Raw genomic sequence first — 26,742 nt, 5'->3', positions numbered from 1 at the left:
GCATTCGCGCTTGCGCATTCACTCCGCGGCTGCGGCGAGACAGCGATCGATGATCCTGCCGATTTCGCTGCGGCAGGAACCGCAATTGGTTCCGGCGCTCGTTTCCTTGCCTACCTCTTCAACGGTATGGCATCCGCCTCGCACCGCGGCAGCGATCTGGTTGACCCCGACACTGAAGCAGGAGCAGACGGTCGCACCGGGATCCGGTCTGCCGGCGCCGGGACGGCCTGCGACCAGCGCAAAGCGTTTCCTGAGGTCGCCATGCACGACGGAGAGTTGCGAGATTGCCCAGTTGCGAGCAACGGCAACCGGCTCGCGTGCGAGGAACAGAGCGGCAAGCAGGATCTCACCATCGAAGAAGGCGAGCCTCAGGTCGCCTGATTGCCGATCGGCGTACCCCAGCGGTTCGATTGCGGCCGGAATGGCGAAGACCTTCCGGCACCAGGCCGTCCAGTCTTCGACAGCCTCGGTGAAGGCCAGCTCAAGCCGCCAACCGCCTTCAGCTTTCGCCACCGCCCAATAGGCCGCGTCGGGTGTGTCCGGTTTGATGGCAGAGACCGCGAATCCGTAATGGGTGGCGCGGAAAGGCCGAACGGCAACGGCAACATTCTTCGACGCCGGCTGGCCGGAAAGAGGGTCGGTGATCGGCGCGACCACGGCGTCGATCCGGGCTTTTGCCGCGAACTGATCGTTCCAGTGCATGGGTGCGAAAATGCCGCCACGCGCTTGGCGGTCGGTCACCAGCGCCCGCACGATCGCTTTGCCCTGAGGGCTCTCGATCTCGACGAGGCCGGCGCTTGATATGCCGGTCTCGATCGCATCGCGCGGATGGATCTCGGCAAAGGGTTCGGCGATATGGGCGGAAAGCCGCGCGCTCTTCCCGGTTCGTGTCATCGTGTGCCACTGATCGCGGATGCGGCCGGTGTTCAGGGTGAAGGGGAAATCGGCATTGGTGCGGTCCGCCGCAGGCGGTTTCACCGCGACAAAGCGCGCCTTGCCATCGGGATGGAAAAAGCCGCCCTCGGCGAAGAAGCGGGTGACGCCAGGCTCTGTCCCCGCGGGCTGCGGCCATTGAAAGGGCGACAGTTCATCATAAGTACCACCGCTCGTGCCGGCGTGGGCGCCGATGTCGAAATCGCGGCTGCCGTCATTTTCGAAGGCGGAAAGCGCTGCATGTTCGGCAAAGATTGCATCCGGCGCCTCGAAATCGAAAGCGACGTCAAATCCCATGCGCCGTCCGACCTCCGCAAGCTGCCACCAATCAGCCCTGGCTTCGCCGGGGGGGGTGAGAAACGGCCGCTGCCTGGAAATGCGACGTTCGGAATTGGTAACGGTACCGTTCTTCTCGCCCCAGCCGAGCGAGGGCAAAAGCACATGGGCATGCCGGGTCGTATCCGTGTCTCTCAGAATGTCCGACACGACGACGAAGGGACAGGCGGCGATCGCGCTTTCGACGCTGTCGGCATCCGGCATCGACACAACAGGATTGGTGGCCATGACCCAGAGCGCCTTGATGCGTCCATCGGCCACCGCACGGAACATGTCGACCGCCTTCAAGCCGGGCTTTGCGGCGATGACGGGCGAATTCCAGAAGCGCTGCACGCGGTCGCGGTCATCCGCATTCTCTATCGCCATATGGGCGGCAAGCATATTGGCGAGGCCGCCGACCTCACGCCCGCCCATGGCGTTCGGCTGGCCAGTCAACGAGAACGGTCCCATGCCCGGCCGGCCGATGCGGCCGGTAGCGAGGTGACAGTTGAGGATGGCGTTGACCTTGTCGGTGCCGGAGGAGGATTGGTTGACGCCCTGGCTGTAGCAGGTGACGACCTTCTCGGTCGTCTCGAACAGGCGGAAGAACTCCCTCATCTGCATGGCCGGCAGACCGGTCTGTTCCAGGAGATCGTTGGTGTCAAGCGCGGCTGCGGCCGCAAAAGCGTCGCCGAAACCTTCCGTATGGGCGGCGATATAGTTCTGGTCGATCGCCGGGCTTGTCGCTAGATGCGCAAGCAGTCCCATGAACAGCGCGACGTCGCCGTCCGGGCGGATTGCCAGATGCAGGTCGGCGATATCGCATGTCATCGTCCGGCGCGGATCGATGACAACGATGCGCATGTTGGGTCGTGCCGCCTTTGTGGCGGCAAGCCGCTGGTAGATGACAGGGTGGCACCAGGCGAGGTTGGAGCCGGTCAGGAGCACCAGATCGGCAAGTTCGAGATCCTCATAGGTCCCGGGCACCGTATCGGCGCCGAAAGCACGGCGATGGCCGGCGACGGACGAGGACATGCAGAGCCTGGAATTGGTGTCGATATTGGCTGAGCCGATGAAGCCCTTCATCAGCTTGTTGGCGATGTAATAATCTTCGGTCAGCAGCTGACCCGAGACGTAGAAGGCAACCGAATCCGGCCCGTGTTCGGCGATGGTTTCGGAAAAACGCCTTGCGACGAGATCAAGCGCCTCGTCCCAGTCGCTCTTTTCGCCCGATATTTCAGGATGGAGAAGACGGCCGTCGAGATCGATCGTTTCGGCAAGCGCCGAACCCTTCGAGCAGAGACGGCCGAAATTCGACGGATGCTCGGGATCGCCCTTGATGCTGGCGGCGCCGGCCTCGTCGACCGTGGCAATGACGCCGCAGCCGACGCCGCAATAAGGACAGGTGGTCTTGACCTCTGTCGTCATTTATTCCGCCGCCATCATCAGACTTTCAAGCGCTATGAACAGAGCGCCGTCGTCGTTGCGGACCGGTATGGTCCGCACCGCGCCCTCATCGGCGCCGAGCGCCTTGCCGGTTTCGAGAGAGATCACCCAATTGTGCAGCGGGCAGGTGACGGCCTTGGCGTGCACGATCCCCTGCGACAGCGGCCCGCCCTTGTGCGGGCAGTGATCCTCGATGGCAAAAACCTCGTTTTCCGCCGTGCGGAAGACGGCGATCTTGCCCTGCGGTGTCTTCACGCAGCGCGCGCCACGCAGAGGGATATCGGAGATGTCACCGATCGGGTGCCAGTTTTCATTGGACCAGGTCATATCAATCTCCTTACTCGGCTGCCTGCGGATAACCGATCGTCGCCATCGGCTTGAATTCATGCTTGTCCTTGCCGGAGACACGCTCAGACCAGGGATCGACCTGGGCGAATTTCTGGGAGAAGACAAAGCGGTCGTAATAGGCTTTACGCTTTTCGGCATCACCCATGATCTGGCGGCGGATTTCCTCCAGGCCGATGCGCTTGGCCCATTTGTAGATGCGTTCGAGGTAGCGGGCCTGCTCGCGATACATCTGCGTCAGGGCCACGATATGCTCCAGCGCCTCGTCTTCGGTCTTTACAAGCCCGAGAACCTCGGTGCCCTTGATGTCGAGACCGGCCGCACCGGCGAAGTGGATCTCGAAACCGGAATCGACGCAGATTACGCCGATATCCTTGCAGGTTGCTTCCGCGCAGTTGCGCGGGCAGCCGGAGACGGCCATCTTCAGCTTGGCCGGTGTCCAGGAACCCCACATGAATTTCTCGATGCGAATGCCGAGGCCGGTGGAATCCTGGGTGCCGAAACGGCACCAGTCCGAGCCGACGCAGGTCTTCACCGTGCGCAGGCCCTTGGCATAGGCCTGGCCGGAGACGAAGCCGGCCTTCCCGAGATCGGCCCAGACGGCTGGAAGGTCTTCCTTCTCCACTCCAAGCAGGTCGATGCGCTGGCCGCCTGTGACCTTCACCATCGGGATGGCAAACTTGTCGACGACATCGGCGATGGCGCGAAGCTCGTTCGACGAGGTGACGCCGCCCCACATGCGCGGAACAACGGAATAGGTACCGTCCTTTTGAATGTTGGCGTGGACGCGCTCATTGATGAAGCGTGACTGGTAGTCGTCGGCATATTCGTCCGGCCAATCGCAGACGAGGTAATAGTTGAGTGCGGGGCGACATTTGGCGCAGCCGCAGGAGGTCTTCCATTCGAGCTCCTGCATGACGGCCGGGATGCTCTTCAGCCCTTTCGCCTTAATCAGCCGGCGAACATCGTCATGGCCGAGTTCCGTGCAGGTGCACATCGGCTGAACCGCAGCCGGGTTGTAACTGTCGCCGAGCGTCAGCGCCATCAGTTGCTCGACGAGACCGGTGCACGAGCCGCACGAGGCCGATGCCTTCGTATGGGCGCGCACGTCGTCAAGGGACGTCAGTCCCTTGCTCGTGATCGTCGAAGTGATCTTGCCCTTGCATACGCCGTTGCAGCCACAGATTTCCGCGTCATCCGGCAAGGCTGCAACGGCCGCCATAGGGTCCAGCGGTGACCCTCCCTGATAGGCCTGTCCGAAGATCAGCGTCTCGCGCATCTCCGAAATATCGGTCGCCTTCTTCTTCAGGTCGTTGAACCAGGCGCCGTCGGCGGTTTCGCCGTAAAGCACGGTGCCGATGATCTTGTTGTCCTTCAGGACCAGGCGCTTGTAGATGCCGGCGCTGGCATCGCGCAGCACGATCTCTTCGCGGTCGTCGCCGTCGGCGAAATCGCCGAGCGAATAAAGCTCGATTCCTGTGACCTTCAGTTTGGTCGGCGTATCAGCATGGACGAAGGCGGGTGAACGATCGCCGGAGAGATGCGCGGCGGCGATACGGGCCATCTCATAGAGCGGCGCGACAAGGCCGTAGACCATGCCGCCCACCTCGGCGCATTCACCGAGCGCCAGGATATCCCCGTCCGAGGTCTGCATGCCGGCATCGACGACGATGCCGCGATTGACCGCAAGACCGGCGTCCTTCGCCAGGCCGACATTCGGCCGGATGCCGACGGCCATCACAACAAGCGTTGCCGGGATGATGCGGCCGTCGTCCAGCTCGATGCCTTCGACCCTGCCGTTTCCGATGATCGCCTTGGTATTGGCCTTGCAGATGACCTTGATGCCGCGTTCCTCGACGGCCTTCTGCAGAAGATAGCCGGCGGCGGGATCGAGCTGACGCTCCATCAGCGTCGGCATGACGTGCAGTACGGTCACGTCCATGCCGCGCTGGGCAAGACCGGCCGCTGCTTCCAGGCCGAGCAGGCCGCCGCCGATGACGACGGCCTTTTCGCGCGACTGCGCGGCAAGCAGCATCGCCTGCACGTCATCGAGGTCGCGATAGGTGATGACGCCGGGCAGATCCTTGCCGGGAACCGGAATGATGAAGGGCACCGAACCGGTTGCGATCACCAGCTTGTCGTAGCTTTCGGTAACGCCGTGGTCTGACGTGACGGTCTTGGCGGCGCGATCGATGTTGACGATCCTGTGGCCCTTGTAGAGCGTGATGCCGTGCTTGATATACCAGCCGTCACCATGAATGATGATCTGCTCGTAGTCCTTTTCGCCGGAGAGAACCGGCGACAGCATGATGCGGTCGTAATTGACGCGCGGCTCGGCATTGAAGATCGTCACTTCATAGCGTCCGGGCGCCTGCTCGAAGAGATGCTCCAGCATGCGCCCGGGCGCCATGCCATTGCCGATGATAACGAGTTTTTCAGTCATATCTACAGTCCTTGGATCAGGTTGCAGCCACGGGCGCAGAGTGCCCCTGGCGCGACAATTGCTTGACGGACAGGTGCATCCAGATGAGCGAGATCGCCACGATCGCGAAAAGCAGCAGGAAACAGCTGGACCAAAGGCCGGTCATATCCTTGAGGAGGCCAAAGGCGATCGGCAGGATGAAGCCGCCGAGCCCGCCCATCATGCCGACGATGCCGCCAACGGCGCCGACGCTGTCGGGGTAGTAGGCCGGAATGTGCTTGTAGACGGCGGCCTTGCCGAGGCTCATGAAGAAGCCGAGCACGAAGATGACGACGATGAAGATGACCGGAGTGATCGCGGTGGCCGGCAGCGAAAGGATGAGGGTGGCCACAGCCGACACGGCAAACATCGCGTACATCACGCTGCGCGCGCCCTTCTTGTCCGAGAGCACGCCGCCGAAGGCCCGGAAGATGCTGCCCGGGATGGAGTATGCGGCCGCGATCATGCCGGCCGTTTCCAGGTTGAAGCCGTAGACGCCGACGAGGTAGCGCGGCAGCCACAAGGACAGGGCGACGAAGCCGCCGAAGGCGAAGAAATAGTAGAGCGAGAAGCGCCAGACCTGAACGTTCTGCAGCGGCGCGAATTCCTGGGCCAGGCTCTTGGAAGCGACGCCGCGCTCGCGGCGAAGGCGGAAGGCCGGATCATCTGTCGTGGTGAACCAGAAGACGATGGCCATCAGCGCCAGGCCGACGGCCCAGATCTCGGCAACCGCCTGCCAGCCCCATGCGATGAGCACGAAGGGGGCTGCAAATTTGGTGACGGCCGCGCCGACGTTACCGGCGCCGAAGATACCGAGCGCCGTTCCCTGTTTCTCCGCCGGGAAGAAAGGCGAGACATAGGCGACGCCGACTGCGAAGGAGCCGCCGGCAAGGCCGACACCGAGGCCGGCGATCAGCATCTGCGTATAAGTGTGGGCGTAGGAGAGAAGGAAGGTCGCCAATGCGGCGGCGAGCATCGTCAGCGTGTAGACGAGACGGCCGCCGTACCGTCCCGTCCAGATGCCGAGAACGATGCGCACGATCGAGCCGGTCAGAACGGGGGTGCCGATCAGCAACCCGAACTCAGCCTCGTTCAGGTTGAGCTCTTGCTTGATGCGAATGCCGATGATGGCGAAGATCGTCCAGACGGCAAAACAGAGGGTGAAGGCCACAGTGGAGATCCACAGTGCTTTGGCTGGTTCGCCGGCTGACATGGGCTGCACTTTCTCAATGGCAGACATAGCTTCTCCGTGGCCCGACAAGGTCGTGCCGATCCATTGCTGGGGGTTAAAACAAAAAGCCGCTGGTCAGGACGCGCTTGCACGAGGCGCGCAAATATCCTGATCAGCGGCTTTGCTGGTGGCGCCCGCCGTTGGACGCCCAATCATTGGCCTTCCGGCCTATCTATCTCGATGCAATCCCATCGCGGGTTGCTGAACATTTGATCGACTACCGTTTGCTTTGCTTGTCGCAACGTAGCCCGTGTCTTGATGAGCGCCTGCGTGTGCCCATTTCGCCCCGATCGCCGTTGATCCGCGCAATACAAGCAATGCAAACCGCGTGCCAATTTTCTACATGTTGCTCAAGCCTTTGAAATGAAAGCTTTTCGAGAGAGATTTTAGTCTTGCCTATTTTTCGAGCAGCGGCAGAGGTGCAAATCTTTTGTGCGTTGTGATAGGGCGGCCGCCGATCCGTGCTGGCGTTTTGTGCAGGCAGGCCTGGCATCAGGTTTCGTCGTTGCCGGTGAGGAAGGGCAGGGTGCTCCTGACGGCAAAGCCCGCGACATAATCCGGCAGCGCTGCGGGATCGAAGATCCGACCATCCATGAAGCGATCGTTATCTTCGCCGCCTTCGATGCGAATATCGGCATCAACAGGCGCGTTGTTGTCGCCTAGAGCTGCGCGATAGAGATCCGGGCGGTAGGCGGAGGTGGCGGCCCGTGCCCTGTTGAGGCTGGTCTCCGCCTGCCCCCAACGGATCATCTGACTGTAAATCCAGAGGGCATGGCTCGGCCTCGGATAGTTGGCGAAACCGGAGTGGAATTGAAAATATTCGGGGATGACGCGCCGGTTGCTATTGGCATCGAGGTTGAATTCGCCGGCGAGAACGCGGCGGATGATGTTTACCGGGGCGGCGATGTAACGGGGATCGGAAAGGGCGGCCGCCAACGCGTCGTGATTGTCCGGGCGGTCGCACCAGCGCGCTGCAGCGTCGAGCGCCACAATCAATCGGGAAACGGTTTCGGGACGGCTTTCGGCCCAATCCGGCCGCATGCCGATCACCTTTTCAGGAGCCGAGGGCCAAATATCCTGCTTGGCGGCGACTATACGGCCGAGCCCGCGCTCGGAGGCAACCATATTCCACGGGGCGCCTACACAGAACCCGTCGATCGCACCGGCCGCCAACGCGTCTGATGTCATGGGCGGCGGCACGACGACGAGCTTGACGTCCTTGTCGGGATCGATGCCGCCCGCCGCCAGCCAGTAACGGAATTCGTAATTGTGGGAAGAGAAAGGATAGGTAACGCCGAAGGTCGGCAGCGGCTCTTCGCGTGCCTTCATTGCCGCCAATGTCTTTGCCAGGGCGCGGGCATTGTCGAGCGCGCCTGCCGTTTCCGGCAAGCCGGCGTCCTCGCGCATCCTCTCGAAGAGCCGGGCCGATAGGGTGATGGCGTTGCCGCCGCGACCCAACGAAAAAGGCGTGATCGTCGGCGACGGATTGGAACCGAGGCCGAGCATCGAAGCGACCGGCATCGGCGAAAGCATATGGGCGATGTCGAACTGGCGAAACGCCAGCCGGTCGCGAACATTCGCCCAGGAAACGTCCTTGACGAGATCGAGGGTCAGGCCTTCTTTCTGTGCAAAACCGAATTCTGCCGCCGCAATCAGCACCGATGCGTCGACAAGCGGAATGAATCCCGCCCGCAGTACTTTCGCGCCTTCGTTGTTCACGCATGCGGGCGAGGGCAGCCCGCCGGAATTGGCGGTCTTTGTCATCATATCCACTCCGGTTTCCTCCGGAAATTCGCAATATCGGCCATTACATCAAAAGCCCTGCAGCGGTGACGACGCTCTGGGCGATCTCCGACATTTTCTTCTTTTCATTCATTGCTGTCTGGCGCAGCAGGGCGAAGGCCTCTTCCTCGGAGAGTCCGCGCATTTTCATGAGTATGCCCTTGGCGCGCTCGATGAGCTTGCGTTCCTCCAGTGCCGAGCGGGCATCGGCGAGCTCGCGCAGCAGCCGGCTGAAGGCATTGAAGCGGCTGACGGCCATATCGAGAATCGGTTTGACTCGCTCCTTCTTCAATCCGTCGACGATATAGGCCGAAACGCCGGCCTCGACGGCGGCCTCGATGGAGGCCGTATCGGAGCGATCGACGAACATGGCGATCGGGCGGCTGACCGTGCGCGTCAGCTGGAACAGATGTTCCATCATGTCGCGGTTGGGATTTTCGATATCGATGATGATCACGTCGGGCATCAGCGTTTCGATCGTTCGTGCGATGCCGTTGACCTCATGCACGACGGTGACGCGCGCATGCCCTGCCTCGCGCAGTCCTTCCTCAATGATGGAGGCGCGTATGGCATTTTCGTCGATCACCAGAATTGTCAGATCGCGATGCGTCATTCGCATAATTATGACGCGCTGCAGCAATTTTGGCAAGGCGTACGCCTGAAAAATGTGCATAAAATACTATGCATAAAAATTAATCAAAATGGCGCAGTTTCAGGCGCGCAGCGAGCCGATCTGGTCACCAAGCCCTCGGTGCTGGCCGCGAGATCGCTAACAGCTGCCTTTCCTTCATTATGTAAAAATAATGCCGCAGCAGCCCGGAAATCGAAAGGGCATACCTTTAGTTATCGTGGTATATGACCTAGTTAAATTTGGGGATAGGAGGTCTTTACTTCCTGTCGGCGCGATCTCGATCATCGCAATCTGCGACTGCTTCCGAAGGACGGCCGATGCCCCGCGATTTAAGATGAAAAACATTGAACAAAGGCTTGGAGGGCCGACCATGAGCTTACGCATCAACGACATCGCTCCCGACTTTACCGCCGATACGACGCAGGGACCGATCAGCTTCCATGATTGGATCGGCAACGGCTGGGCCGTGCTGTTCTCGCACCCGAAGAATTTCACGCCTGTCTGCACGACGGAGCTCGGCGCCATGGCCGGCCTCGCCGACGAATTTGCCAAACGCGGCGTCAAGATCATCGGCATTTCCGTCGACCCGGTCGAAAGCCATGCCAAGTGGAAGGGCGACATCAAGACCGCAACCGGCTTTGATGTCGATTACCCCTTGATCGGCGACAAGGACCTGAAGGTCGCCAAACTCTATGACATGCTGCCGGCCGGTGCCGGCGACAGCTCCGAAGGCCGCACGCCTGCCGACAATGCGACGGTGCGCTCGGTCTTCATCATCGGTCCGGACAAGAAGATCAAGCTGATCCTGACCTATCCGATGACGACGGGCCGCAATTTCAATGAGATCCTGCGCGCCATCGACTCGATCCAGCTGACGGCCAAGCACCAGGTGGCGACGCCGGCAAACTGGAATCAGGGCGAAGATGTCATCATCACCGCCGCCGTTTCCAATGACGATGCGATCGCGCGGTTCGGCTCCTTCGATACGGTTCTGCCCTATCTCAGGAAGACGAAGCAGCCGTCGGTCTGAAAACGGCTTTCAAGTTCGTTCCCGAAGCCGCCGCGGCCATTGCCCGGCGGCTTTTTTCATGCCCGCATTGCGAAATGGGAAGCTTCGCGCCATGATCGATGTTATCTAGCATGAGCGTCGCGATGGAAGTTAACCTGCTGAGATCCGATGATAGGGCGAAAGCGTCAGTCCGGCATTTTGAGGAGTTCGGCGAAGGCCCTGCTTTTGCTTTATTTTCTGTTTTCCGGCGTCGATACGCCGAAAGCTCAGCCGGAAGAGAGTGCTGCCGAGCCAGCCTGTCTCTATTCTGGACCCGCAGCTTCCGGTTCAGGCGAGCGGCTCTGCATCCGCAAGGACAGTTTCAATCGTGACCTCTGCATCGCGATCGAGCATTTCGCCGAGGCCAATCGGTTGCCGCCGGCTTATTTCGCCCGTCTCATCTGGCGGGAAAGCACCTTTCGCCCCGACGCAGTCAGCATCAAGGGCGCGCAGGGCATTGCGCAGTTCATGCCTGGAACGGCGAAACTTCGCGGCGTCGAAGACAGCTATCAGGCGCTGGAAGCCTTGAGGAAATCGGCGCAATATCTCGACGAATTGCGAAATCGTTTTGGCAATCTCGGCCTTGCCGCGGCCGCCTACAACGCCGGCGAAAACGGTCTTGCGACTTACCTTACAACAGGCAGGTTACCCTACGAGACGCGCGGCTACGTGATGGCGATCACCGCGCACACGATCGAGGAGTGGAAGGAAAATCCGCCTGAGAATGCGGCCGCCCCGCTCGACAAGGACAGGCCCTTCCTTGACGGCTGCGTGGCGCTGGCCGAAAGCCGGATATTGAAGGACACGCCTTGGCGTCAGGAGGGCATTTGGGCTCCCTGGGGCGTCCAGCTGGCGGCGAATGCCGATGCCGCCGTGGCGCGGCGCATGTTCCGCGACGCCGTGCTGAATCTGCCTGCGCCATTGAACGCGGAGCAGCCCCTGATCCTGCGTCAGCGCGATCGAAGCTTCGGTTTTCGACCGCGTTATGCCGCCCGCATCGCCCGGCAGACACGTATGGAGGCCAACGACGTCTGCAATCAGATCCGCAAGCACGGCGGCACCTGCCTCGTTTTCAGGAACCAATAGAAGGCCTGCTCCATTCGCAACGAAAAGTCTGCTTGCAGGATCGCCCGGCGGCGCAGCATAGTCGCAGCGGATCATGCCATCGGGAGGGAAGACAATGCGCGTTTTGGTCATTGGGGCAACGGGCCATGTCGGAACCTATCTCGTTCCTCGTCTGGTGGAGGCGGGTCACGACGTCGTCACCATCAGCCGCGGCGCGGCAAGGCCTTATACGGCAAACCGCGCTTGGGCCTCCGTCGATCAGCGACAGATGGACCGGGTAGAGATGGAGCGGACCGGCGAATTCGGCCCGGCCGTGCGGGCCTTGAACGCCGATATCGTCATCGATATGATCTGCTTCACGCTGGAAAGCGCCGAGCAGCTGGTGACGGCGCTGTCAGGGCATGTCGGCCATTTCCTACATACTGGCACGATCTGGACACATGGATATCCGGTGGCCGTGCCGACACGGGAGGAAGCGCCGAAGTCTCCGTTCGGTGACTATGGCATTCAAAAGGCGGCGATCGAAACCTATCTGCTGCAGCAGGCAAGACTTCGGGGTTTTCCGGCGACCATCATTCATCCCGGCCACATTGTCGGCCGCGGATGGGCGCCGCTCAATCCGGCCGGCAATTTCAATCTGCAGGTCTTTTCGACCCTTGCCCGCGGAGAGGCTCTGGCGCTGCCCAATTTCGGTCTGGAGACCGTTCATCATGTCCATGCCGACGACGTGGCGGCGATGTTCATGGACGCGATCGCCAATCGGAATGCATCGATCGGCGAAAGTTTCCATGCGGTATCGGAGCAGGCCGTGACGCTTCGCGGCTACGCCGAATTCATGTCGCGGTGGTTCGGGCAGGACCCGAAGCTCACCTTCGCACCATTCGACGCCTGGGCGGAGGGCCAGACGGCCGAGGACGCGGAGGCGACATGGGAGCACATCGCCCGCAGTCCGAACTGCTCGATTGCCAAAGCCCGGCGCCTGTTGGGCTACACCCCGAGATATACGTCTCTGCAGGCGGTGCAGGAATCGGTCGGCTGGCTGGTCGGGCAGGGACGGATCAAGACCTGATCGCCGGTTAGTCGTCTCTAACGGATGAGGATCGCCCTGAAATCGTTGACGTTGGTTCCGGTCGGACCGGTCTCGAAGAGATCGCCGATAGCCTTGAACGCCGAGTAGCTGTCATTGCCGTCGAGCAGTCGGCGCGGATCGAGCCCGGCGGCGCGCAGACGCTTCACCGTGCCGTCATCGGCAAAGGCGCCGGCATTGTCTTCCGAGCCGTCGATCCCGTCCGTGTCGGCAGCCAGCACAGCAATGCCGTCTTGCCCATCGATTGCAAGCGCCATGGCAAGGGTGAATTCGCCATTGCGCCCGCCCTTGCCGCCTTTGGCTTTCAGCGTCACCGTCGTCTCGCCGCCGGACAGGAGGACGACCGGCTTCGAGAATGGCCTGTTCCGCCCGAGGATCTCGCGGGCGATGGCCGCATGCACCAGCGCCACGTCACGCGATTCGCCTTCGATGGCATCCGAAAGGATTGCCGGCGTGATCCCTTGTGATTCCGCCTCGGCAGCGGCGGCCGCCAGCGAAACGCCGGCAGAGGCGATGATGTGATGCTCGTGCCGCAGGAATACCGGATCGTCCGGCCGCGGTGCATCTGCCTTTGGCGAGTTCAAATGGTCGAGCGCGGCCTGCGGCAGCTGCAATCCATACTGCCTGATGATCTCCAGCGCTTCTTGCCGTGTTGAACCGTCGGGCACCGTCGGCCCGGAGGCGACGTGGGACGGGTTATCGCCGGGAATATCCGAAACGATCAGGCTGACGACTCTCGCTTTCGTCGCTGCCGCCAGTCTTCCGCCCTTGATGGTGGAGAGATGCTTGCGCACCACATTCATCGCCGAGATCGGCGCGCCCGACGCAAGCAGCATTTCGTTGAGCGCAATTTCGTCTTCGAGCGTCAATCCTTCCGGCGGGGCGGGCAGCAGTGCCGAGCCGCCGCCGCAGATCAGCGCGATCACGAGATCGTCTTCCGTCAGCCGGTTCACCGTTTCCATCAACCGTCTGGCGGCAGCGAACCCAGCAGCGTCGGGCACCGGATGGGCTGCCTCGATGATCTCGATGAAGCGTGTTTCGCAGCCATAGCCGTATCGCGTGACCACCAACCCCTCGATCGGTCCGGCCCATGCGCTTTCGAGCGCCCGCGCCATCTGCGCCGCGCCCTTGCCGGCGCCAATCACGACGGTTCTTCCTTTCGGTTTCTCCGGCAGGTGCGATTTGATGCCGGTCAGCGGATCGGCCGCGCGAACTGCCGCGTCGAACAGGCTTTTCAGGAAATCGCGGGGGGCGGTTATCGTCATCGTTGGTCTCTGCTGCCTCAAGGTGTCGATTGTGACCGAGACTGTCGGCGTATCGGCGTGGCGGCGTCAAGGCCGAAGATGCGGTGATCTGACGGCAGTGACGCAGAGTCTCGGCATTGGAAGAGGCGAACGAATAGAAAGCATTAACCATCCTCCCGTAGACAACATATAGGATCAAAGGAAACCTGTATTCGATGGCCACTGAAACGACCTGCCGCCCTGCCGCCACCTCTCACGAAGGCAAGGTTATTGCCTTTCCCTCCGCAACCGGAACTGCCAATATCGAACGCTGCGCCCGGGAACTCGGCCGCCGGCATGGCGCGGACGCAGTCGAATTCTGGAAGGCCGAGTGCCGCAGGCTTGCCGATCAGCTTCTAGCCGCGGGAATGCCGGAGAGCCTTGTCGGTCAGCGGGTGATGGAGTTTCAACAAGATGTCCAGATCGAACTGGTCCTCAGCCACCAGAAGCAGGCCGTTGCCAAATCACAGAAACGCTGATTCATCGGGTTTGATCCGACGCGTCTGACCAGCAATCTCATGCATTGAGCATGCCGTCCGGATCGACCTCGACGGCATGAGGAACTTCCGCCCGGATGTGGAGTTGATGTTGTCGATTGACAGCATTGATGCTGCGGGAGCCTTCTCGAATGTCGAACAAATCCAACTTCTTCTCTTCCTTCGCAACCGCCGTCGCCGAGCTGTCGGGAAGGCCGTTCACCTTTATCGCAGCTCTGATGCTCGTCCTCGTCTGGGCAGTGTCCGGGCCATATTTCGATTATTCCGAAACGTGGCAGCTCGTGATCAACACGACGACCACCATCATCACCTTTCTGATGGTGTTTGTGTTGCAGAACAGCCAGAACCGTGACGGAAAGGCTTTGCAGGCCAAGCTTGACGAACTCATTCTGACGAGTCAGGCCGCCAATAAATTTGTCGGCATCGAAAAGCTCGACGAGGGCGAGCTCAGGGAAATGAGCAAGACGCTTGCAGAAAAGGCCGAAAGCGTCGAGGAGAAGGCGGATGAGAAATCGGACGAGAAATCCGGCGCAGAGGCAACGTCCGGTTAGAGGCGCCCATCTCCTCACACTCGCTTCGCCGAAATCTGGTCTTGATGTTGCTGCCGCATCTCTTCAATGGCGTCGGCATCTTTCTTCTCGGCTGCAATCCAATGGTTTCCTGCCTCGCTTGATCGGATTAGTTCGTCGAGCTTGGCATGGAGTGCCTTCATGTCCCGATTTTGGGAGTGCTGCAGCAGCAGCAAAATAAGGAATGTGACGAGCGTGCCCACCATGTTGGTCAGCAGAAACCACTGCCGGGGAAAGGAAAATCTTAAACCGACTGCCGTCCATAGAGTTATGAACCCAATCAGCGCGACAGGAACCACACGGTGCCCTGCCCATGAAACGGCGAGGTCGGAAATCAGTCGAAAGCGCCAGCGCATATGGCTCTCCACAGTCCCATAAAGGAAGATGGAGCAGATCGTAGCCGTTTCCATCACCAGGCGTGTCGCGATTATTCAGATGCGCTTTGGCGTTTCACGTCTTCATACGCTCCTCTACCGGCTTTAGCGTGACGTGCGTGCTTTTGGTCAGGCTGACTGCCGAGCCGAGGACTGGGGCGCGCCGTTGAGACCGCGCCCCCCTCAGTTAGAGGCGGGATGTGACGACGAGATCTTCCTCTGCGTCGCGTTGCGATCCTCCCAGAGCCGCAGCCGCAGCGGCTATGAAGGCGCCGACCAGAAGCGACAAGGATCCCAGCAATGCCGTGGTCGAGGCGGCTTTTCGTGCCTCGTCGGCAGCCTTCTGCGTGGCGGCCTTAGCGTCGTCGATACGCTTCAGCACAGCATCCACGCGGGCGCGTGCATCGGCTTCGGAGAGACCGGTCCGCGCAGAGACGATGGTGGCAAGATAGGCCTTGTCCTCATCTGGAACTTGCCCTTCGGCAGCGCCATTGAGGAGGATGCGGGAGACTTCCGACGTTGCCGCAGCATCGTTGGATGTCGCTGCCGCACGCGCCTGGTCAGGGCGTAGCAATGCGTCGGTAAAATAGGCGGTGGAAAGATCCAGCGGCGAGGTTGACGACGTTGCTGCTGCCGTACCGGCGGCCGCGGCGGTCGAGCCTACGGCTTGCGCGGCCGATCCTACCGCCTGTGCACCGGCACCGGCAAGCGATGTCAGCGACGACGCAAGGAATCCGGCGACGAAGATGGTTGCCAGAGCCCAGCTTAGAAAACCATGCGCGGTGTCGCGGAAGAAAACCTCGTCGGTGTGGACGGCGGCCCATTTTGTGCGCAAGCGGCCGGTTACATAGCCTCCGAGCGCGGAGGAGAGCCATTGCACGAGAACGAGCCAGATCGCCGCTGTGATGCCGAGCGTGCCGAGCGAACTGCTTTGTCCTGACCAGGGCGACACCATCGTCAACCCAAGCCCGGATCCCAGAAGAAGAAGGATGAGGGTTACTCCGATGGCGGCGGCCGCGCCACCGAAGATGGGTCCCCATGTCATGGCGGATTTGGAGGATTCGACCGGAGCAGCAACCTCTCCGGAACCTGTCATTGAAACCGACATGATCCGTTCCTATCGCATAAACAGAGCCAGAAGAATGATGATAGGCAGTGGAACGCCAAGCAGCCAAAGTAGAATACCGCGACCCATGAGAGACCTCCTGTCAAAGGCGACGTTACGTGGTTGATGCCACACAACTTTTAACGATGGCGTTTGTTCCCGCCGGTGGAAGCGGTGGGTTTGAAGCGCGCCGTTGCCTGTCTGTCGCGCGGCAGCATTTGAAGGAACAGCAGATTGCTGGAGCGGTCTTGCCGCATCCTTGGCATTGAAGGCGTTTGGCCAGACTGGCGAGAGACAGGTTCTGGCCGCAGCGCCGGGCAATATTCCGCCGCTCGATAAACATCTGGCGGCGACATGCGTGGCAACGGGCATACATGACGAACCACTCCGGCAACGTCGCCAATGTTGCCCTTTCGATTTCGACGGAGTGGCGATCAGGAGGCGCGAGGCCGATACCGCGACGATGTCTCATGGCCTTTCAACGGTCGTTGTCCGTTCACAGGCCATGCCGCGGCTCACGCCTTTATCTCTCAGGGCGAGCTGAAGTCTGAGATGACGGCAATCCAGCAGCAGCGTTGTAATGGCGGCACGGACGTCCCCTTGGTGAAAAGCGACAACTGCGTCGACTTCTCCTCTCAACGTTTCTTCTGCTAATTTTTCGGCTGCCTGCGGACGCACGACCTCGATCTCCTTCAGAGCTTCCAATCCGATTTTCATTTGCGCCCCACCGATGTTCCTATTATGTTCTCATCCGCCTTCGAGTCAAGAATGAAGGCGTTTCCGCCGTTCGTTCGGTCATCGGCCGAGGCGGTGAGCGACGCAGGGACGTTCCTGTACGTTTTCGAACTGAAACAATCTCCAGAGGCTTTTGTTTGCTGCCTATCGGCAATGAAGCAGCGAGGAGGATATCCAATGCTTCTGAGAATGATGGCAGTAGCAGCAATCTCGATTGGCCTGGCAACGTCGGCAATGGCGCAATCAGGTGGAGGCTCGGGATCGGGCAGCGGCGGCGGCGGAGGCTCAGGTTCCGGCAGCGGCACCATGTCTGGTTCGGACGCCAGCGGTTCCGGCAACACGAACTCCAGCGGTGCCGGCGCAAATACGACTGTCGGCGCCGGTGCGACCGGTGCGACCGGCTCCGGCGGCGATCCGAACGACTGTCAGCGCCAGCAGGCCGGCGGCACCGGCAACCCGGCTCCCACCTCCGGCAATAGCTCGACACAACCTGATGCGGCAAATGCATGCCGCTGAAAGCTCGAGCCGCTTCGTCAACTTGCCCCGGAAGTCAGTATCGCTTCCGGGGCGCCATATGCGTTGTGCTATCTTCTAATACCGCGAGGATGGCCGACAATATGAACGTATTGCACTCATAATTTTTAACGGCCCGCACGAATTTTCGCGGCTGAAGCTGACGTCCGTTGAGAGTCGCGCCTATATCTTCAGCCGCAGAGTGATTTCGGAGGAGTTCGGGAAATGCTCCCGTGGTTCTGGAAGAAGGGACTCTCGCTTACCGAGCGCAGCGGAAATGGGAGAAGTATTCATGAACAGATTTCGAGCATTCTTAGCGGCCGGAGCAATTGGCCTGTCGGTCATTGCCTCAGCTTGCTCGACGCCGCCAAATTCATATGGCTCGGCATCGGGATACCAGCCTGGCGATTCCATGAACCCGGCCTGCGCCGACGGCTTCCGGCCCGGCGACGGCCGTTCGTGCAGCTATTAGAGAGGGAGCCGCTTCAAATCCGATGTCTGGGGTCGGACGACCAGAATTTGCGAGACAAAGCGCTCGATCCGACATGCTGAACACCCAATCAGAGCCTCCAGCCGCTCGAGGCGGAGTCTTGCCACTCGCTGCCCGTACGAAGAATGTTGATTCTGTACTGGCTGGCCGCCTGCCGAAGCGGAACCCTTATCGCTCATCTCCGTTCCTCTTTCCTAACGACAGGAGGAATAAGCCATGGATTGGAACCGCGTCGAAGGTAATTGGAAGCAGATGAAAGGCAAGGTCAAGGAGCAGTGGGGCAAGCTGACCGACGACGATCTTGACGTCATCAACGGTAAGCGCGATCAGCTCGAAGGCAAGATCCAGGAGCGCTACGGCTACGAGAAAGACCGTACCCGGCGAGACATTGACGACTGGTATAATCGCCAGACCTGGTAAGTCGCATTATCGGAGCAAGGATCGGTAATTCGGCACGCCCAACTTAATGGGCGTGCCATTTTCACATCTTATACCTATGCCGGCGGCCAGGCAGCAGCGCCGGGCGCGCTCCCTCGATAACGGTCGCCGCCGGCTGACTGCCCGTGTGCGCTTGCTCTGAACACCAATGGCCGACTCGAACACCACCCGCGGCCAAACCAGCGATGCGTCTCTGGTGTTTTTGTGAGCGGGCCGTCGTTCATCGGAGGTTAATGCTTGTTAAACCAGAATCGCAGCTTGAAAGGATGCGCCGATGAAGATGCTTTTTTCCTCGCTTGCAGCCATTGTCTTGTCTGCATCTTTCGCCCTGCCGCTTAACGCCGCGCCGATTGTCGTGTCGAAAGCGGTAGCTATACACACGGCCGACGTCGAGCAGGTCAAACACCGTCACCACGGTAATGGACATGCGTATGGCCACTGGAAGAAACACCGGTACGCTTACCGCGACTGCCGGTATTACGGCTCGTGCTATCGTCCGCGTTATTACGGCTACCGCGACTACCACGGCTATCGCGACTATTACGGCTATCGCGACGATTACCCCTATCGCCGTCGGTCAGGTGTGACCGTGTATTTTGACTTTTAGTCGGCAGCACTAACTGCAACTGCCCTCGGCATGAAAACATGCAGTAGGGTAGCCTGCGCCGATACCTGTCTGGATCTGACCAGCTGCGGTGCGAGGAAATCACGTGTCGGACAGGGAAGGGAGCTATCAGCAGTAGCCACTGAACTGTCGCAAAAGAGAAGGATCGGGCGAATGACAGCGCCGACCCTTCTTTTGCATTAGCACGGCGCCAGTACATCCGTGGTTACCAGCAAAAGCTTCAGATAGACCGAATCCACGCGCCTTGGGAACTTTCGCAAGGTTCAGGCGGGTGCGGATTTAGGACTAGGCGAGAGGAGTGCCTTGCCGCCCACGGTCGGTGTGCCGCCAACGGCGGAATTAACGTTGGGATAAATCAGTAACAGAAAAATTATAGCCCAAGCGACGGCAACATATGACTTCAAAATTGGGGGAAAGCGGGGAAGTAAGTGCCTGCCTTCGGATTGCTCAACAAAACAGGCACTTATTTCTAGAATTGGCTCCCCGGGCCGGATTCGAACCGGCGACCTGTCGATTAACAGTCGAATGCTCTACCGCTGAGCTACCAGGGATCACTGCTTGGCGCGGTGTGAGTGGGCTAATACAAATGCTTGCCCGATTTGCCAAGCAGTTTTTTCAAAAAAATGAAATGAACTTGTATTTGGACAGTCTGCGCCCATCTCTGGGAAATGACAAATAGGAATGATCGCCAAGAGACAACGGGCAGCGAAAAGCGCAGAAGGCGGGCAGGGCGCTTCGGTATCGACCACGTAAACCACAGGCTTATGCTCGGCTCCTTCAGCATTGGCATGCCGCACTCACGCATCGGACGGATGGCAATCGGTGCGGCCCTCGTTTTCTGTGGATTGCTGGGCTTCCTGCCGGTCCTCGGTTTCTGGATGCTGCCGCTCGGCCTCCTGGTGCTTTCGCATGATCTTTCCATCGCCCGCCGGCTTCGGCGCCGGCTGGCAGTCTGGTGGCACAGGCGGCGAACGCCGGCCGGCTAACGGCGGTCGCGGGAGACGCCCTGCGGAACGTGGATCGTTTTCGGCATTGGTGATTTATGGAGCTGAAACGCACCACGATGATCCGGGTGAGGATATGAAGCCATTTTTTATTGCAGTTTTCTCGGTAGCGGCGATGGTCTCAGCCACATCAGCCGAGGCCCAGGCCGTCGACAGCCGGGGTTTTGACGCGAGCGGTATCTGCCGCCGCCCCGAAGGGTGCGTCATCGATCAAGGCGAAGGCTGGTATAACGGGCCTCGCAACTATCGCAATTTTAACGGCCGTAATGAGCGCGACGGCAGGAACGACCGCGGTCGGGACGATCGCCGCTACCGCTCCCAGAAGAGGACCTCGCTTGAAAGCGTCGGCATCATCATCGGCTGATCACACGGGCCCGCCGTCGAGTTCGAGCTGCATGGATCCAGATGATTGCGATTCTAGTTCGATCTCAGTTCGCTTTCCTCGAAAATCCCGCCATGGCCCTGATCGAGCTCGGTTGCCATCAACACACTGCAGGCGGCAAGAAGCAGAACGAGCTTCAGTCCGTGGACGACCATCGAGAAGGGTTGTCGACGGGCCGGTGAGACGCGCGATGGCGCGATATAATACCGGTAATAGAAGTGCGGATCGTTCGTTTCCAGAAGGTTCTGGTAGACATGTGGCGGAATGTTCGCATGTTTCACCGGCGCGGAACCGGCGAACTTTACGTGGAGATCCCGGGTCTCGGCATCATATGCCGCACGTCCCTGCCTTTCTTTGAGGGCAGCCCATTCCATCGCAGCTCCTATCCCTCCCACGGCGATAAGATGGCGGGCAGGCGCTCTAAGTCAAGTTGGGAATTTGTCCAAATGCCGCCGGTGGTTTTTCATGTCCCGAGTGGCAGGCAATTCACCAGGATCGGCCGGCGTTGAAATCTTCGCACTCTTCCTCTGTCATCTGGCGGTGAACAAACTTGCCGTCGACGACCTTGCGCATCACGTGGCCGGTGATCGGCATCTTCGTGTTGATGTCGATGACAGTTTCGGTAACGAGGGCATAGCCCCACTCGTCTTCCTTGCCTCCGTTCACATAGATCCTCGAGAGGCGCTTGAGCGTGGCAAGCAGTGAAAAAAAGATGTCTTTGGCAGTCCCGCCGAATGTCGCGTCGTGCATGATTTCTCCCCAGAAAATGGGGATCAACCAAATCGGTTCGCATTGCAATCGTAACTATTTGGGGTGATGCCGAAGGGCTGGACTTTTGTTGGTATGTAGTTAACCCACTATCATCATCCAAGCGTGGAGCGGGTCACGCAGGATTTTCCGCCAACGCTATCTGGAATGAAAAAAGGATCCCATTCAGAATGAAAGGTCTTGCGCTCATTCTAGAGCTGGTCTAAATCGCGGCCACCACACGATATTTTTCGATGTCGGTCACAGGTGAGGCCTCGTGGCGGAGTGGTGACGCAGAGGACTGCAAATCCTTGTACCCCGGTTCAATTCCGGGCGAGGCCTCCAATTTCTCCTCATCGCTGCTAAAGGGTTGTGAAACCTGGCTGATTTCGAGATGATCGCTCGGCCGCACCCCATTTTACGGTCAAGCGCACCCAACCCGCGTCCCCGCCTCGGATGGTCGCGGGCTCCATGCAAGCTGCGCCGGAGTGTGCTTCGGCGCTCGATCTCCTCAGGTCGTCTCACCGTCCAGCAGCCCGCAGCAAAAGATGCCGACCAGCGCTGCGACGATAAGAAAATCGAACAGCGTGAAATATTCGAAAATCGCAGACATTGGCCTGCTCCTCCTATTCACTCCGCTGCAAATTATAACATGAGGGGGAGGGCATATCACGCTTGCGTTGCAGCGCCCTGCCTCCTGTGGCGAGAAAGAGCCGCCTGGCGGATTCTTTTCGCCGACCGTTGCCAAGTCTTGAAAGCATCCGTGGCGGAGATTAAGAGACGAGGGACAGGAACCGCTTTCAAGAGCGAGAGGACATGATGGATTTCGAAGCAGCGCGCGCAAAGATGGTCGACACCCAAATCCGCACGACGGATGTTACCTCGCATTCCGTGCTGACGGCCTTTCTCACCGTGCCGCGCGAGGCTTTCGTGCCGGAGAAATCAAAGCTGCTGGCCTATATCGACAACGACGTCGAAATATCACCCGCCGCGCCGGGCAAGCCGGCCCGCTTCCTGATGGAGGCCTCGCCGCTTGCCAAGCTGCTGCAACTGGCCACCATCGGCAAAGACGATTTCGTGCTCGAGGTCGGGTGCGGCACGGGATATACAACGGCGCTGCTGTCGATCATCGCCGGCTCGGTCATTGCCCTTGAATGCGACGAGGCGCTGGCTGCCGAAGCGAAGGCAAACCTTGCCGGCTATGGCAAGATCGAGGTCGTGACCGGTCCCCTCGAAGAAGGCTATGCCGCCGGCGCTCCCTATGATCTGATCTTCGTCAACGGCGCGGTCGAGGAGGTTCCGGCCGCTCTTCTCGGGCAGTTGCGCGATGGCGGCCGTCTGGTCACGGTCGAAGGCTATGGCAATGCCGCTCGCGCCAAGGTCTTCGTCGCCGAGCGCGGCGCCATCTCGGAAAACGTCTTCTTCAACGCTTCAGTCAAGCCACTGCCGGGTTTTGCCAAGGCGCGCGAATTCGTTTTCTGACGTCGTTCTCCCTGGTGAATTCGAGCGACGGGCGCCATTGGCGCCCGTTTCTGTCAGTGCTGCCGGAAAGCCTTCACAAACATAATTTATCCTGGCGTTGTCGTCCCGGATGGCGGGCGGCAAACATTGGGTAACAAAACTGTGCATGGCCGCATTCATTTGATTCTCGATGATTTTTTTCGCGTCTGGGGTATTCTAAGGTCGTGGTGATTCGGATGAACGCTCCACACCGTCCGATCGTTGTGTTGGGATAACGGGGATAGATATGGCTCAGCCAAGTGTAGCGCGTGAACCGTCCATGGAAGAAATTCTGGCCTCCATCCGCCAGATCATCGAAAGCAATGAACCCGGCGCCGGCAAGGCGATTTCAGCTTCCGTGCCGCCGGTTTACGGCGCTGACGACGACGACAACGGCTCCGAAATCCATCTGACGGTGGATGACACCTATGCCGGCGTCGAGTTTCCCGAACCGGCCATGCGCTCGTCCGATCCGCGTTTCGTCGCCGCCAATTCGGCCGGCACCGCCCCTGAGACCGAAGCTCCGGCCCGCGCGCTGTCGCTTGCCGATGTCGCGGCCCGCGTGCGCGCCGCCTCCGAGCGCAGCGCCGTGCAGGCCGGTCAAGCCTTGCGCGAAATTCCGAGCGGCTTCCGCCAGCCGGAGCCGCAGCCGGCCGTCATGCCGGAGCCGCCGCGCGCTGCAAGTCCGCAGCCGCAGCCGGCACAGCCTGTTTTTACCACTGCCGCAGCACCCGTTTCCTCTGGTCCCGTCCGGCAGCCGCTTGAGCCGGCGCTTGCCGAAACACCGCGGGTCGCCGTCGCCGATCAAGCCGCTGCTGCCGCCGAAACTGCGCCACCGGCTTTGGAGCCCGCTCCTTCGTCGACCGAGCGTTTCCTGCCGAGCGTTGTCGAGGAGGCCCAGCCCGCCCTGCTTTCGGAAGATGCCGGTCTGCAGATCAGCCGCTCCTTCGAGGAGCTTGCCGCGGCGATCGACGGTGCCGAGCGCCGGTCGCTGGACGAGATTGCCGAGGACATGCTGCGCCCGATGCTGCGTGAATGGCTTGATGACAATCTGCCGACTCTGGTCGAACGGCTGGTGCGCGAGGAAATCGAGCGCGTGGCGCGCGGCCCGCGCCGCTGATCGGATTGATTTTTCCTGGAAAAGCCGCTCCGGTCTCCGGGGCGGCTTTTTTATTGACTTGGCCGTGGCCATCCTATTTACAACCCCCCATCCTCGAACCTCGAAATTGGTCAGAAAATGCTCGACAAGACCTATGATTCCGCCGCAGTCGAACCGAAAATCGCCGCGAAATGGGATGAGGCGGACGCCTTCCGCGCCGGCGCGAACGCCAAACCAGGGGCCGAGACCTTCACCATCGTGATCCCGCCGCCAAACGTCACCGGTTCGCTCCATATGGGGCACGCGCTGAACAATACGCTGCAGGACATCATGGTGCGCTTCGAGCGCATGCGCGGCAAGGACGTGCTCTGGCAGCCGGGCATGGATCACGCCGGCATCGCCACCCAGATGGTCGTCGAGCGCAAGCTGAAGGAGCAGCAGCTGCCGGGCCGCCGCGAGATGGGCCGCGAAGCCTTCATCGACAAGATCTGGGAATGGAAGGCGGAATCGGGCGGTCTGATCTTCAACCAGCTGAAGCGCCTCGGCGCGTCCTGCGACTGGTCACGCGAGCGCTTCACCATGGACGAAGGCCTGTCGCAAGCCGTTCTCGAGGTTTTCGTCACGCTCTATAAGGAAGGCCTGATTTACAAGGACAAGCGCCTCGTCAATTGGGACCCAAAACTCCTGACGGCGATTTCCGACATGGAGGTCGAACAACACGAGGTGAAGGGTCATCTGTGGCATCTGCGCTATCCGCTCGAGCCCGGCGTCACCTATCAATATCCGATCGCCTTCGACGAGGAAGGCAAGCCGACTGAGTTCGAGACGCGTGACTATATCGTTGTCGCCACGACGCGGCCGGAGACGATGCTCGGCGATACCGGCGTTGCCGTGAACCCCGAAGACGAGCGTTACAAGCCGATCATCGGCAAGCATGTGATCCTGCCGATCGTCGGCCGCAGGATACCGATCGTCGCCGATTCCTATGCTGATCCGACGGCCGGCACAGGTGCGGTGAAGATCACGCCTGCCCATGATTTCAACGACTTTGAAGTCGGCAAGCGCGCGAAACTGCGGGCGATCAACGTCATGAACGTCGATGGCACCATTGCCATCAAGGACAATGAGGATTTCCTTGAAGGTCTCGACAATCCGGCGGCGCTGCATGGCGCCTGGGACCGTCTGGAAGGGCAGGACCGCTTCTATGCACGCAAGGTCATCGTCGAGATCTTCGAAGAGGCCGGCCTTGTCGACAAGATCGAACCGCACAAACATATGGTCCCGCATGGCGACCGTGGCGGCGTGCCGATCGAGCCGCGGCTGACGGAACAATGGTTTGTCGACAACAAGACATTGGGGCAGCCTGCCCTGGAGTCCGTTCGCGAGGGAAGGACCAGATTTATTCCCAGGAACTGGGAAAACACCTACTTCAATTGGCTGGAGAACATCGAACCGTGGTGTATCTCCCGCCAGCTCTGGTGGGGCCATCAGATTCCGGCTTGGTACGGTCCCGACGGCCAAGTCTTCGTCGAAAAAACCGAGGAGGAGGCGCTGCAGGCGGCGATCCAGCATTACCTCTCGCATGAGGGGCCGATGAAGGCCTATGTCGAGGACCTGCTCGAAAACTTCAAGCCTGGCGAAATCCTGACGCGGGACGAGGACGTGCTCGACACATGGTTCTCTTCTGCGCTCTGGCCTTTCTCGACGCTCGGCTGGCCCGACGAGACGCCGGAACTTGCGCGTTACTACCCGACGAATGTCCTCGTCACCGGTTTCGATATCATCCCGTTTTGGGTCGTTCGCATGATGCAGATGGGCCTGCATTTCATGAAGAACGAGAATGGCGATTCCGTCGAACCCTTCCATACGATCTATATCCACGCACTGGTGCGCGATAAGAACGGGCAGAAGATGTCGAAGTCGAAGGGCAACGTCATCGACCCGCTGGAACTGATCGACGAATACGGCGCCGACGCGCTGCGCTTCACCCTGGCGATCATGGCCGCACAGGGCCGTGACGTGAAGCTCGATCCGGCCCGCATCGCCGGCTACCGCAATTTCGGCACCAAGCTCTGGAACGCCACGCGTTTTGCCGAGATGAACGGTGCTAAGAGCGATCCGCACTTCGTGCCGGAGGCCGCCGAGCTCACCATCAACCGCTGGATCCTGACGGAGCTTGCCCGTACGGAACGTGACGTAACGGAAGCGCTTGAAGCCTTCCGCTTCAACGATGCCGCCGGCGCGCTCTACCGTTTCGTCTGGAACGAAGTCTGCGACTGGTATCTCGAGCTTCTGAAGCCGGTCTTCAATGGCGATGACGGGGGCGCCAAGGCCGAAGCCCAGGCCTGCAGCGCCTATATTCTCGAAGAGATCTATAAGCTCTTGCATCCCTTCATGCCCTTCATGACCGAAGAGCTTTGGGCGCATACCGCAGGCGAAGGCAAGGAGCGCGACACGCTGGTGTGCCATGCCGAATGGCCGGCGCCGTCCTATGCGGATAACGCAGCCGCCGACGAGATCAATTGGCTGATCGACCTCGTCTCAGGCATCCGCTCCGTGCGCGCCGAAATGAATGTGCCACCGTCGGCGACCGCCCCGCTGGTCGTCGTTAAGGCCAACAATCTCACGCGCGAAAGGCTGTTCCGCCACGACGCCGCCATCAAGCGGCTTGCCCGCGTGGAAGCGATATCGCTTTCCGACGATGCGCCGAAGGGCGCGGCTCAGATCGTCGTCGCCGAAGCCACTGTCTGCCTTCCGCTCGGCAATCTGATCGATCTTTCCGCCGAAAAGGCCCGTCTGGAAAAGGCGATTGCCAAGATGGATGGCGAAATCGCTCGCATCAATGGCAAGCTTTCCAACGAGAAGTTCGTCGCCAATGCCAACCCCGAGGTGGTCGAGGCCGAGCGCGAGCGTCTCGATGAGTTGAAGGGACAGATCGCCAGCTTGAAAACCGCCCTTTTGAGGGTGACCGAAGCCGGATAAGTTTTGTCGCCGATTTTGGTAATTTATATCAAGGACGCGCCCCATCGGGCGCGTC

The 26,742-nt window shown here is 60.2% G+C and carries 27 protein-coding genes and 2 tRNA genes; 15 read left to right on the top strand and 14 right to left on the bottom strand.

All coding sequences use genetic code 11. The annotated features are described in order from the left end of the window. Positions 1–18 precede the first annotated feature (18 nt). The 6 genes from ACQ7C1_RS26410 to ACQ7C1_RS26385 form a co-directional block, all read right to left on the bottom strand. Positions 19–2,676 carry a molybdopterin-dependent oxidoreductase gene (locus ACQ7C1_RS26410; protein ID WP_430960399.1) on the bottom strand — a complete coding sequence of 886 codons (2,658 nt, stop codon included), beginning with the start codon at positions 2,674–2,676 and terminating at the stop codon, positions 19–21. Then, a complete protein-coding gene (gene nirD, locus ACQ7C1_RS26405; protein ID WP_097598685.1) occupies positions 2,677–3,021 on the bottom strand; it encodes a nitrite reductase small subunit NirD in 345 nt (114 codons plus the stop codon). Between the two features lie 10 nt (positions 3,022–3,031). After that, positions 3,032–5,482, bottom strand: coding sequence for a nitrite reductase large subunit NirB (gene nirB / locus ACQ7C1_RS26400; RefSeq protein ID WP_430960398.1), 2,451 nt, complete (start codon positions 5,480–5,482; stop codon positions 3,032–3,034). Between the two features lie 16 nt (positions 5,483–5,498). Then, on the bottom strand, positions 5,499–6,740 hold the full coding sequence (locus ACQ7C1_RS26395) for an MFS transporter (RefSeq protein ID WP_430960397.1): 1,242 nt from the start codon (positions 6,738–6,740) through the stop codon (positions 5,499–5,501). Between the two features lie 483 nt (positions 6,741–7,223). Continuing rightward, on the bottom strand, positions 7,224–8,504 hold the full coding sequence (locus ACQ7C1_RS26390) for a CmpA/NrtA family ABC transporter substrate-binding protein (protein ID WP_430960396.1): 1,281 nt from the start codon (positions 8,502–8,504) through the stop codon (positions 7,224–7,226). A 34-nt stretch (positions 8,505–8,538) separates the two neighbouring features. Continuing rightward, entirely contained in the window at positions 8,539–9,126 is a 588-nt protein-coding gene (locus ACQ7C1_RS26385; protein WP_430960395.1) for an ANTAR domain-containing response regulator, read from the bottom strand. A gap of 388 nt (positions 9,127–9,514) precedes the next feature. Here ACQ7C1_RS26385 and ACQ7C1_RS26380 point away from each other — a divergent pair, with 388 nt between their 5' ends. The 3 genes from ACQ7C1_RS26380 (at position 9,515) to ACQ7C1_RS26370 (ending at position 12,326) form a co-directional block, all read left to right on the top strand. Next, a complete protein-coding gene (locus tag ACQ7C1_RS26380) occupies positions 9,515–10,174 on the top strand; it encodes a peroxiredoxin (protein ID WP_085777906.1) in 660 nt (219 codons plus the stop codon). Between the two features lie 147 nt (positions 10,175–10,321). Next, positions 10,322–11,278, top strand: coding sequence for a lytic transglycosylase domain-containing protein (locus tag ACQ7C1_RS26375; protein ID WP_430960394.1), 957 nt, complete (start codon positions 10,322–10,324; stop codon positions 11,276–11,278). A 94-nt stretch (positions 11,279–11,372) separates the two neighbouring features. Beyond that, on the top strand, positions 11,373–12,326 hold the full coding sequence (locus tag ACQ7C1_RS26370; RefSeq protein WP_430960393.1) for an NAD-dependent epimerase/dehydratase family protein: 954 nt from the start codon (positions 11,373–11,375) through the stop codon (positions 12,324–12,326). Between the two features lie 17 nt (positions 12,327–12,343). Here ACQ7C1_RS26370 and ACQ7C1_RS26365 read toward each other — a convergent pair whose 3' ends face one another. Continuing rightward, on the bottom strand, positions 12,344–13,609 hold the full coding sequence (locus ACQ7C1_RS26365) for a glycerate kinase type-2 family protein (RefSeq protein ID WP_430960392.1): 1,266 nt from the start codon (positions 13,607–13,609) through the stop codon (positions 12,344–12,346). Positions 13,610–13,803: 194 nt separating this feature from the next. Here ACQ7C1_RS26365 and ACQ7C1_RS26360 point away from each other — a divergent pair, with 194 nt between their 5' ends. Further along, positions 13,804–14,106 (top strand): DUF6074 family protein, encoded by a 303-nt coding sequence (locus tag ACQ7C1_RS26360; RefSeq protein WP_183700885.1) that lies wholly within the window; start codon positions 13,804–13,806, stop codon positions 14,104–14,106. Positions 14,107–14,143: 37 nt separating this feature from the next. Here ACQ7C1_RS26360 and ACQ7C1_RS26355 read toward each other — a convergent pair whose 3' ends face one another. Further along, positions 14,144–14,272, bottom strand: a complete 129-nt coding sequence (locus ACQ7C1_RS26355; protein ID WP_259668362.1) for a hypothetical protein — start codon at positions 14,270–14,272, stop codon at positions 14,144–14,146. Here ACQ7C1_RS26355 and ACQ7C1_RS26350 point away from each other — a divergent pair. Next, a complete protein-coding gene (locus tag ACQ7C1_RS26350; RefSeq protein ID WP_085777911.1) occupies positions 14,256–14,675 on the top strand; it encodes a low affinity iron permease family protein in 420 nt (139 codons plus the stop codon). The two genes, ACQ7C1_RS26355 and ACQ7C1_RS26350, sit on opposite strands and share 17 nt — an antisense overlap. A gap of 14 nt (positions 14,676–14,689) precedes the next feature. Here the strand turns inward: ACQ7C1_RS26350 and ACQ7C1_RS26345 are convergent, their stop codons facing one another. From ACQ7C1_RS26345 to ACQ7C1_RS26335, 3 genes are all read right to left on the bottom strand, one after another. Beyond that, positions 14,690–15,049: a low affinity iron permease family protein gene (locus ACQ7C1_RS26345; protein ID WP_085777912.1), complete on the bottom strand. Its 360-nt coding sequence runs from the start codon at positions 15,047–15,049 to the stop codon at positions 14,690–14,692. Between the two features lie 205 nt (positions 15,050–15,254). Continuing rightward, entirely contained in the window at positions 15,255–16,175 is a 921-nt protein-coding gene (locus ACQ7C1_RS26340; RefSeq protein WP_085777913.1) for a hypothetical protein, read from the bottom strand. Positions 16,176–16,640: 465 nt separating this feature from the next. Further along, a complete protein-coding gene (locus ACQ7C1_RS26335) occupies positions 16,641–16,889 on the bottom strand; it encodes a hypothetical protein (RefSeq protein WP_430960391.1) in 249 nt (82 codons plus the stop codon). A gap of 195 nt (positions 16,890–17,084) precedes the next feature. Here ACQ7C1_RS26335 and ACQ7C1_RS26330 point away from each other — a divergent pair, with 195 nt between their 5' ends. From ACQ7C1_RS26330 to ACQ7C1_RS26315, 4 genes are all read left to right on the top strand, one after another. Next, the gene (locus tag ACQ7C1_RS26330) at positions 17,085–17,423 is read left to right on the top strand and encodes an oxidoreductase (RefSeq protein ID WP_430960390.1); all 339 of its coding nucleotides are present in this window, start codon (positions 17,085–17,087) and stop codon (positions 17,421–17,423) included. A gap of 289 nt (positions 17,424–17,712) precedes the next feature. Then, positions 17,713–17,892, top strand: a complete 180-nt coding sequence (locus ACQ7C1_RS26325) for a hypothetical protein (protein ID WP_085777915.1) — start codon at positions 17,713–17,715, stop codon at positions 17,890–17,892. 234 nt (positions 17,893–18,126) lie between these two features. Next, positions 18,127–18,330, top strand: a complete 204-nt coding sequence (locus tag ACQ7C1_RS26320; protein WP_009986102.1) for a CsbD family protein — start codon at positions 18,127–18,129, stop codon at positions 18,328–18,330. 292 nt (positions 18,331–18,622) lie between these two features. Further along, a complete protein-coding gene (locus tag ACQ7C1_RS26315) occupies positions 18,623–18,955 on the top strand; it encodes a hypothetical protein (RefSeq protein WP_085777916.1) in 333 nt (110 codons plus the stop codon). 494 nt (positions 18,956–19,449) lie between these two features. On the opposite strand, the gene ACQ7C1_RS26310 is transcribed toward ACQ7C1_RS26315, so the two are convergent. Then, positions 19,450–19,524, bottom strand: a tRNA-Asn gene (locus ACQ7C1_RS26310). Between the two features lie 117 nt (positions 19,525–19,641). On the opposite strand from ACQ7C1_RS26310, the gene ACQ7C1_RS26305 reads away from it, so the two are divergent. Next, positions 19,642–19,959 carry a hypothetical protein gene (locus ACQ7C1_RS26305; protein ID WP_085777917.1) on the top strand — a complete coding sequence of 106 codons (318 nt, stop codon included), beginning with the start codon at positions 19,642–19,644 and terminating at the stop codon, positions 19,957–19,959. A gap of 94 nt (positions 19,960–20,053) precedes the next feature. Then, positions 20,054–20,341 carry a hypothetical protein gene (locus ACQ7C1_RS26300; protein WP_430960389.1) on the top strand — a complete coding sequence of 96 codons (288 nt, stop codon included), beginning with the start codon at positions 20,054–20,056 and terminating at the stop codon, positions 20,339–20,341. Between the two features lie 53 nt (positions 20,342–20,394). Here ACQ7C1_RS26300 and ACQ7C1_RS26295 read toward each other — a convergent pair whose 3' ends face one another. After that, positions 20,395–20,733 carry a KTSC domain-containing protein gene (locus tag ACQ7C1_RS26295; RefSeq protein WP_430960388.1) on the bottom strand — a complete coding sequence of 113 codons (339 nt, stop codon included), beginning with the start codon at positions 20,731–20,733 and terminating at the stop codon, positions 20,395–20,397. 112 nt (positions 20,734–20,845) lie between these two features. Continuing rightward, positions 20,846–21,109 carry a hypothetical protein gene (locus tag ACQ7C1_RS26290; RefSeq protein ID WP_430960387.1) on the bottom strand — a complete coding sequence of 88 codons (264 nt, stop codon included), beginning with the start codon at positions 21,107–21,109 and terminating at the stop codon, positions 20,846–20,848. 268 nt (positions 21,110–21,377) lie between these two features. On the opposite strand from ACQ7C1_RS26290, the gene ACQ7C1_RS26285 reads away from it, so the two are divergent. The 4 genes from ACQ7C1_RS26285 to ACQ7C1_RS26270 all read left to right on the top strand — a co-directional run bounded on the left by ACQ7C1_RS26285 (position 21,378) and on the right by ACQ7C1_RS26270 (position 26,687). Beyond that, positions 21,378–21,451 (top strand) — tRNA-Cys (locus ACQ7C1_RS26285). A gap of 471 nt (positions 21,452–21,922) precedes the next feature. Next, entirely contained in the window at positions 21,923–22,588 is a 666-nt protein-coding gene (locus tag ACQ7C1_RS26280; RefSeq protein ID WP_183700899.1) for a protein-L-isoaspartate O-methyltransferase family protein, read from the top strand. 265 nt (positions 22,589–22,853) lie between these two features. Then, entirely contained in the window at positions 22,854–23,726 is an 873-nt protein-coding gene (locus ACQ7C1_RS26275) for a DUF2497 domain-containing protein (RefSeq protein ID WP_221113250.1), read from the top strand. A 117-nt stretch (positions 23,727–23,843) separates the two neighbouring features. Continuing rightward, entirely contained in the window at positions 23,844–26,687 is a 2,844-nt protein-coding gene (locus ACQ7C1_RS26270; RefSeq protein ID WP_430960386.1) for a valine--tRNA ligase, read from the top strand. The last annotated feature ends 55 nt before the right edge of the window (positions 26,688–26,742 follow it).

This window comes from Rhizobium sp. Nf11,1 (genome assembly GCF_050587665.1).
Taxonomy (GTDB): Bacteria; Pseudomonadota; Alphaproteobacteria; order Rhizobiales; family Rhizobiaceae; genus Rhizobium.
This window is presented reverse-complemented; position numbering and strand designations above follow the sequence as displayed.

What these genes read in the sequence shown, in the direction of transcription:
- ACQ7C1_RS26410 (WP_430960399.1), bottom strand. Translation starts at nt 2,676, where the DNA reads ATGACGACAGAGGTCAAGACCACCTGTCCTTATTGCGGCGTCGGCTGC.
- nirD (WP_097598685.1), bottom strand. Translation starts at nt 3,021, where the DNA reads ATGACCTGGTCCAATGAAAACTGGCACCCGATCGGTGACATCTCCGAT.
- nirB (WP_430960398.1), bottom strand. Translation starts at nt 5,482, where the DNA reads ATGACTGAAAAACTCGTTATCATCGGCAATGGCATGGCGCCCGGGCGC.
- ACQ7C1_RS26395 (WP_430960397.1), bottom strand. Translation starts at nt 6,740, where the DNA reads ATGTCTGCCATTGAGAAAGTGCAGCCCATGTCAGCCGGCGAACCAGCC.
- ACQ7C1_RS26385 (WP_430960395.1), bottom strand. Translation starts at nt 9,126, where the DNA reads ATGACGCATCGCGATCTGACAATTCTGGTGATCGACGAAAATGCCATA.
- ACQ7C1_RS26380 (WP_085777906.1), top strand. Translation starts at nt 9,515, where the DNA reads ATGAGCTTACGCATCAACGACATCGCTCCCGACTTTACCGCCGATACG.
- ACQ7C1_RS26375 (WP_430960394.1), top strand. Translation starts at nt 10,322, where the DNA reads ATGATAGGGCGAAAGCGTCAGTCCGGCATTTTGAGGAGTTCGGCGAAG.
- ACQ7C1_RS26370 (WP_430960393.1), top strand. Translation starts at nt 11,373, where the DNA reads ATGCGCGTTTTGGTCATTGGGGCAACGGGCCATGTCGGAACCTATCTC.
- ACQ7C1_RS26365 (WP_430960392.1), bottom strand. Translation starts at nt 13,609, where the DNA reads ATGACGATAACCGCCCCCCGCGATTTCCTGAAAAGCCTGTTCGACGCG.
- ACQ7C1_RS26360 (WP_183700885.1), top strand. Translation starts at nt 13,804, where the DNA reads ATGGCCACTGAAACGACCTGCCGCCCTGCCGCCACCTCTCACGAAGGC.
- ACQ7C1_RS26350 (WP_085777911.1), top strand. Translation starts at nt 14,256, where the DNA reads ATGTCGAACAAATCCAACTTCTTCTCTTCCTTCGCAACCGCCGTCGCC.
- ACQ7C1_RS26345 (WP_085777912.1), bottom strand. Translation starts at nt 15,049, where the DNA reads ATGCGCTGGCGCTTTCGACTGATTTCCGACCTCGCCGTTTCATGGGCA.
- ACQ7C1_RS26340 (WP_085777913.1), bottom strand. Translation starts at nt 16,175, where the DNA reads ATGTCGGTTTCAATGACAGGTTCCGGAGAGGTTGCTGCTCCGGTCGAA.
- ACQ7C1_RS26335 (WP_430960391.1), bottom strand. Translation starts at nt 16,889, where the DNA reads ATGAAAATCGGATTGGAAGCTCTGAAGGAGATCGAGGTCGTGCGTCCG.
- ACQ7C1_RS26330 (WP_430960390.1), top strand. Translation starts at nt 17,085, where the DNA reads ATGCTTCTGAGAATGATGGCAGTAGCAGCAATCTCGATTGGCCTGGCA.
- ACQ7C1_RS26325 (WP_085777915.1), top strand. Translation starts at nt 17,713, where the DNA reads ATGAACAGATTTCGAGCATTCTTAGCGGCCGGAGCAATTGGCCTGTCG.
- ACQ7C1_RS26320 (WP_009986102.1), top strand. Translation starts at nt 18,127, where the DNA reads ATGGATTGGAACCGCGTCGAAGGTAATTGGAAGCAGATGAAAGGCAAG.
- ACQ7C1_RS26315 (WP_085777916.1), top strand. Translation starts at nt 18,623, where the DNA reads ATGAAGATGCTTTTTTCCTCGCTTGCAGCCATTGTCTTGTCTGCATCT.
- ACQ7C1_RS26305 (WP_085777917.1), top strand. Translation starts at nt 19,642, where the DNA reads ATGACAAATAGGAATGATCGCCAAGAGACAACGGGCAGCGAAAAGCGC.
- ACQ7C1_RS26300 (WP_430960389.1), top strand. Translation starts at nt 20,054, where the DNA reads ATGAAGCCATTTTTTATTGCAGTTTTCTCGGTAGCGGCGATGGTCTCA.
- ACQ7C1_RS26295 (WP_430960388.1), bottom strand. Translation starts at nt 20,733, where the DNA reads ATGGAATGGGCTGCCCTCAAAGAAAGGCAGGGACGTGCGGCATATGAT.
- ACQ7C1_RS26290 (WP_430960387.1), bottom strand. Translation starts at nt 21,109, where the DNA reads ATGCACGACGCGACATTCGGCGGGACTGCCAAAGACATCTTTTTTTCA.
- ACQ7C1_RS26280 (WP_183700899.1), top strand. Translation starts at nt 21,923, where the DNA reads ATGATGGATTTCGAAGCAGCGCGCGCAAAGATGGTCGACACCCAAATC.
- ACQ7C1_RS26275 (WP_221113250.1), top strand. Translation starts at nt 22,854, where the DNA reads ATGGCTCAGCCAAGTGTAGCGCGTGAACCGTCCATGGAAGAAATTCTG.
- ACQ7C1_RS26270 (WP_430960386.1), top strand. Translation starts at nt 23,844, where the DNA reads ATGCTCGACAAGACCTATGATTCCGCCGCAGTCGAACCGAAAATCGCC.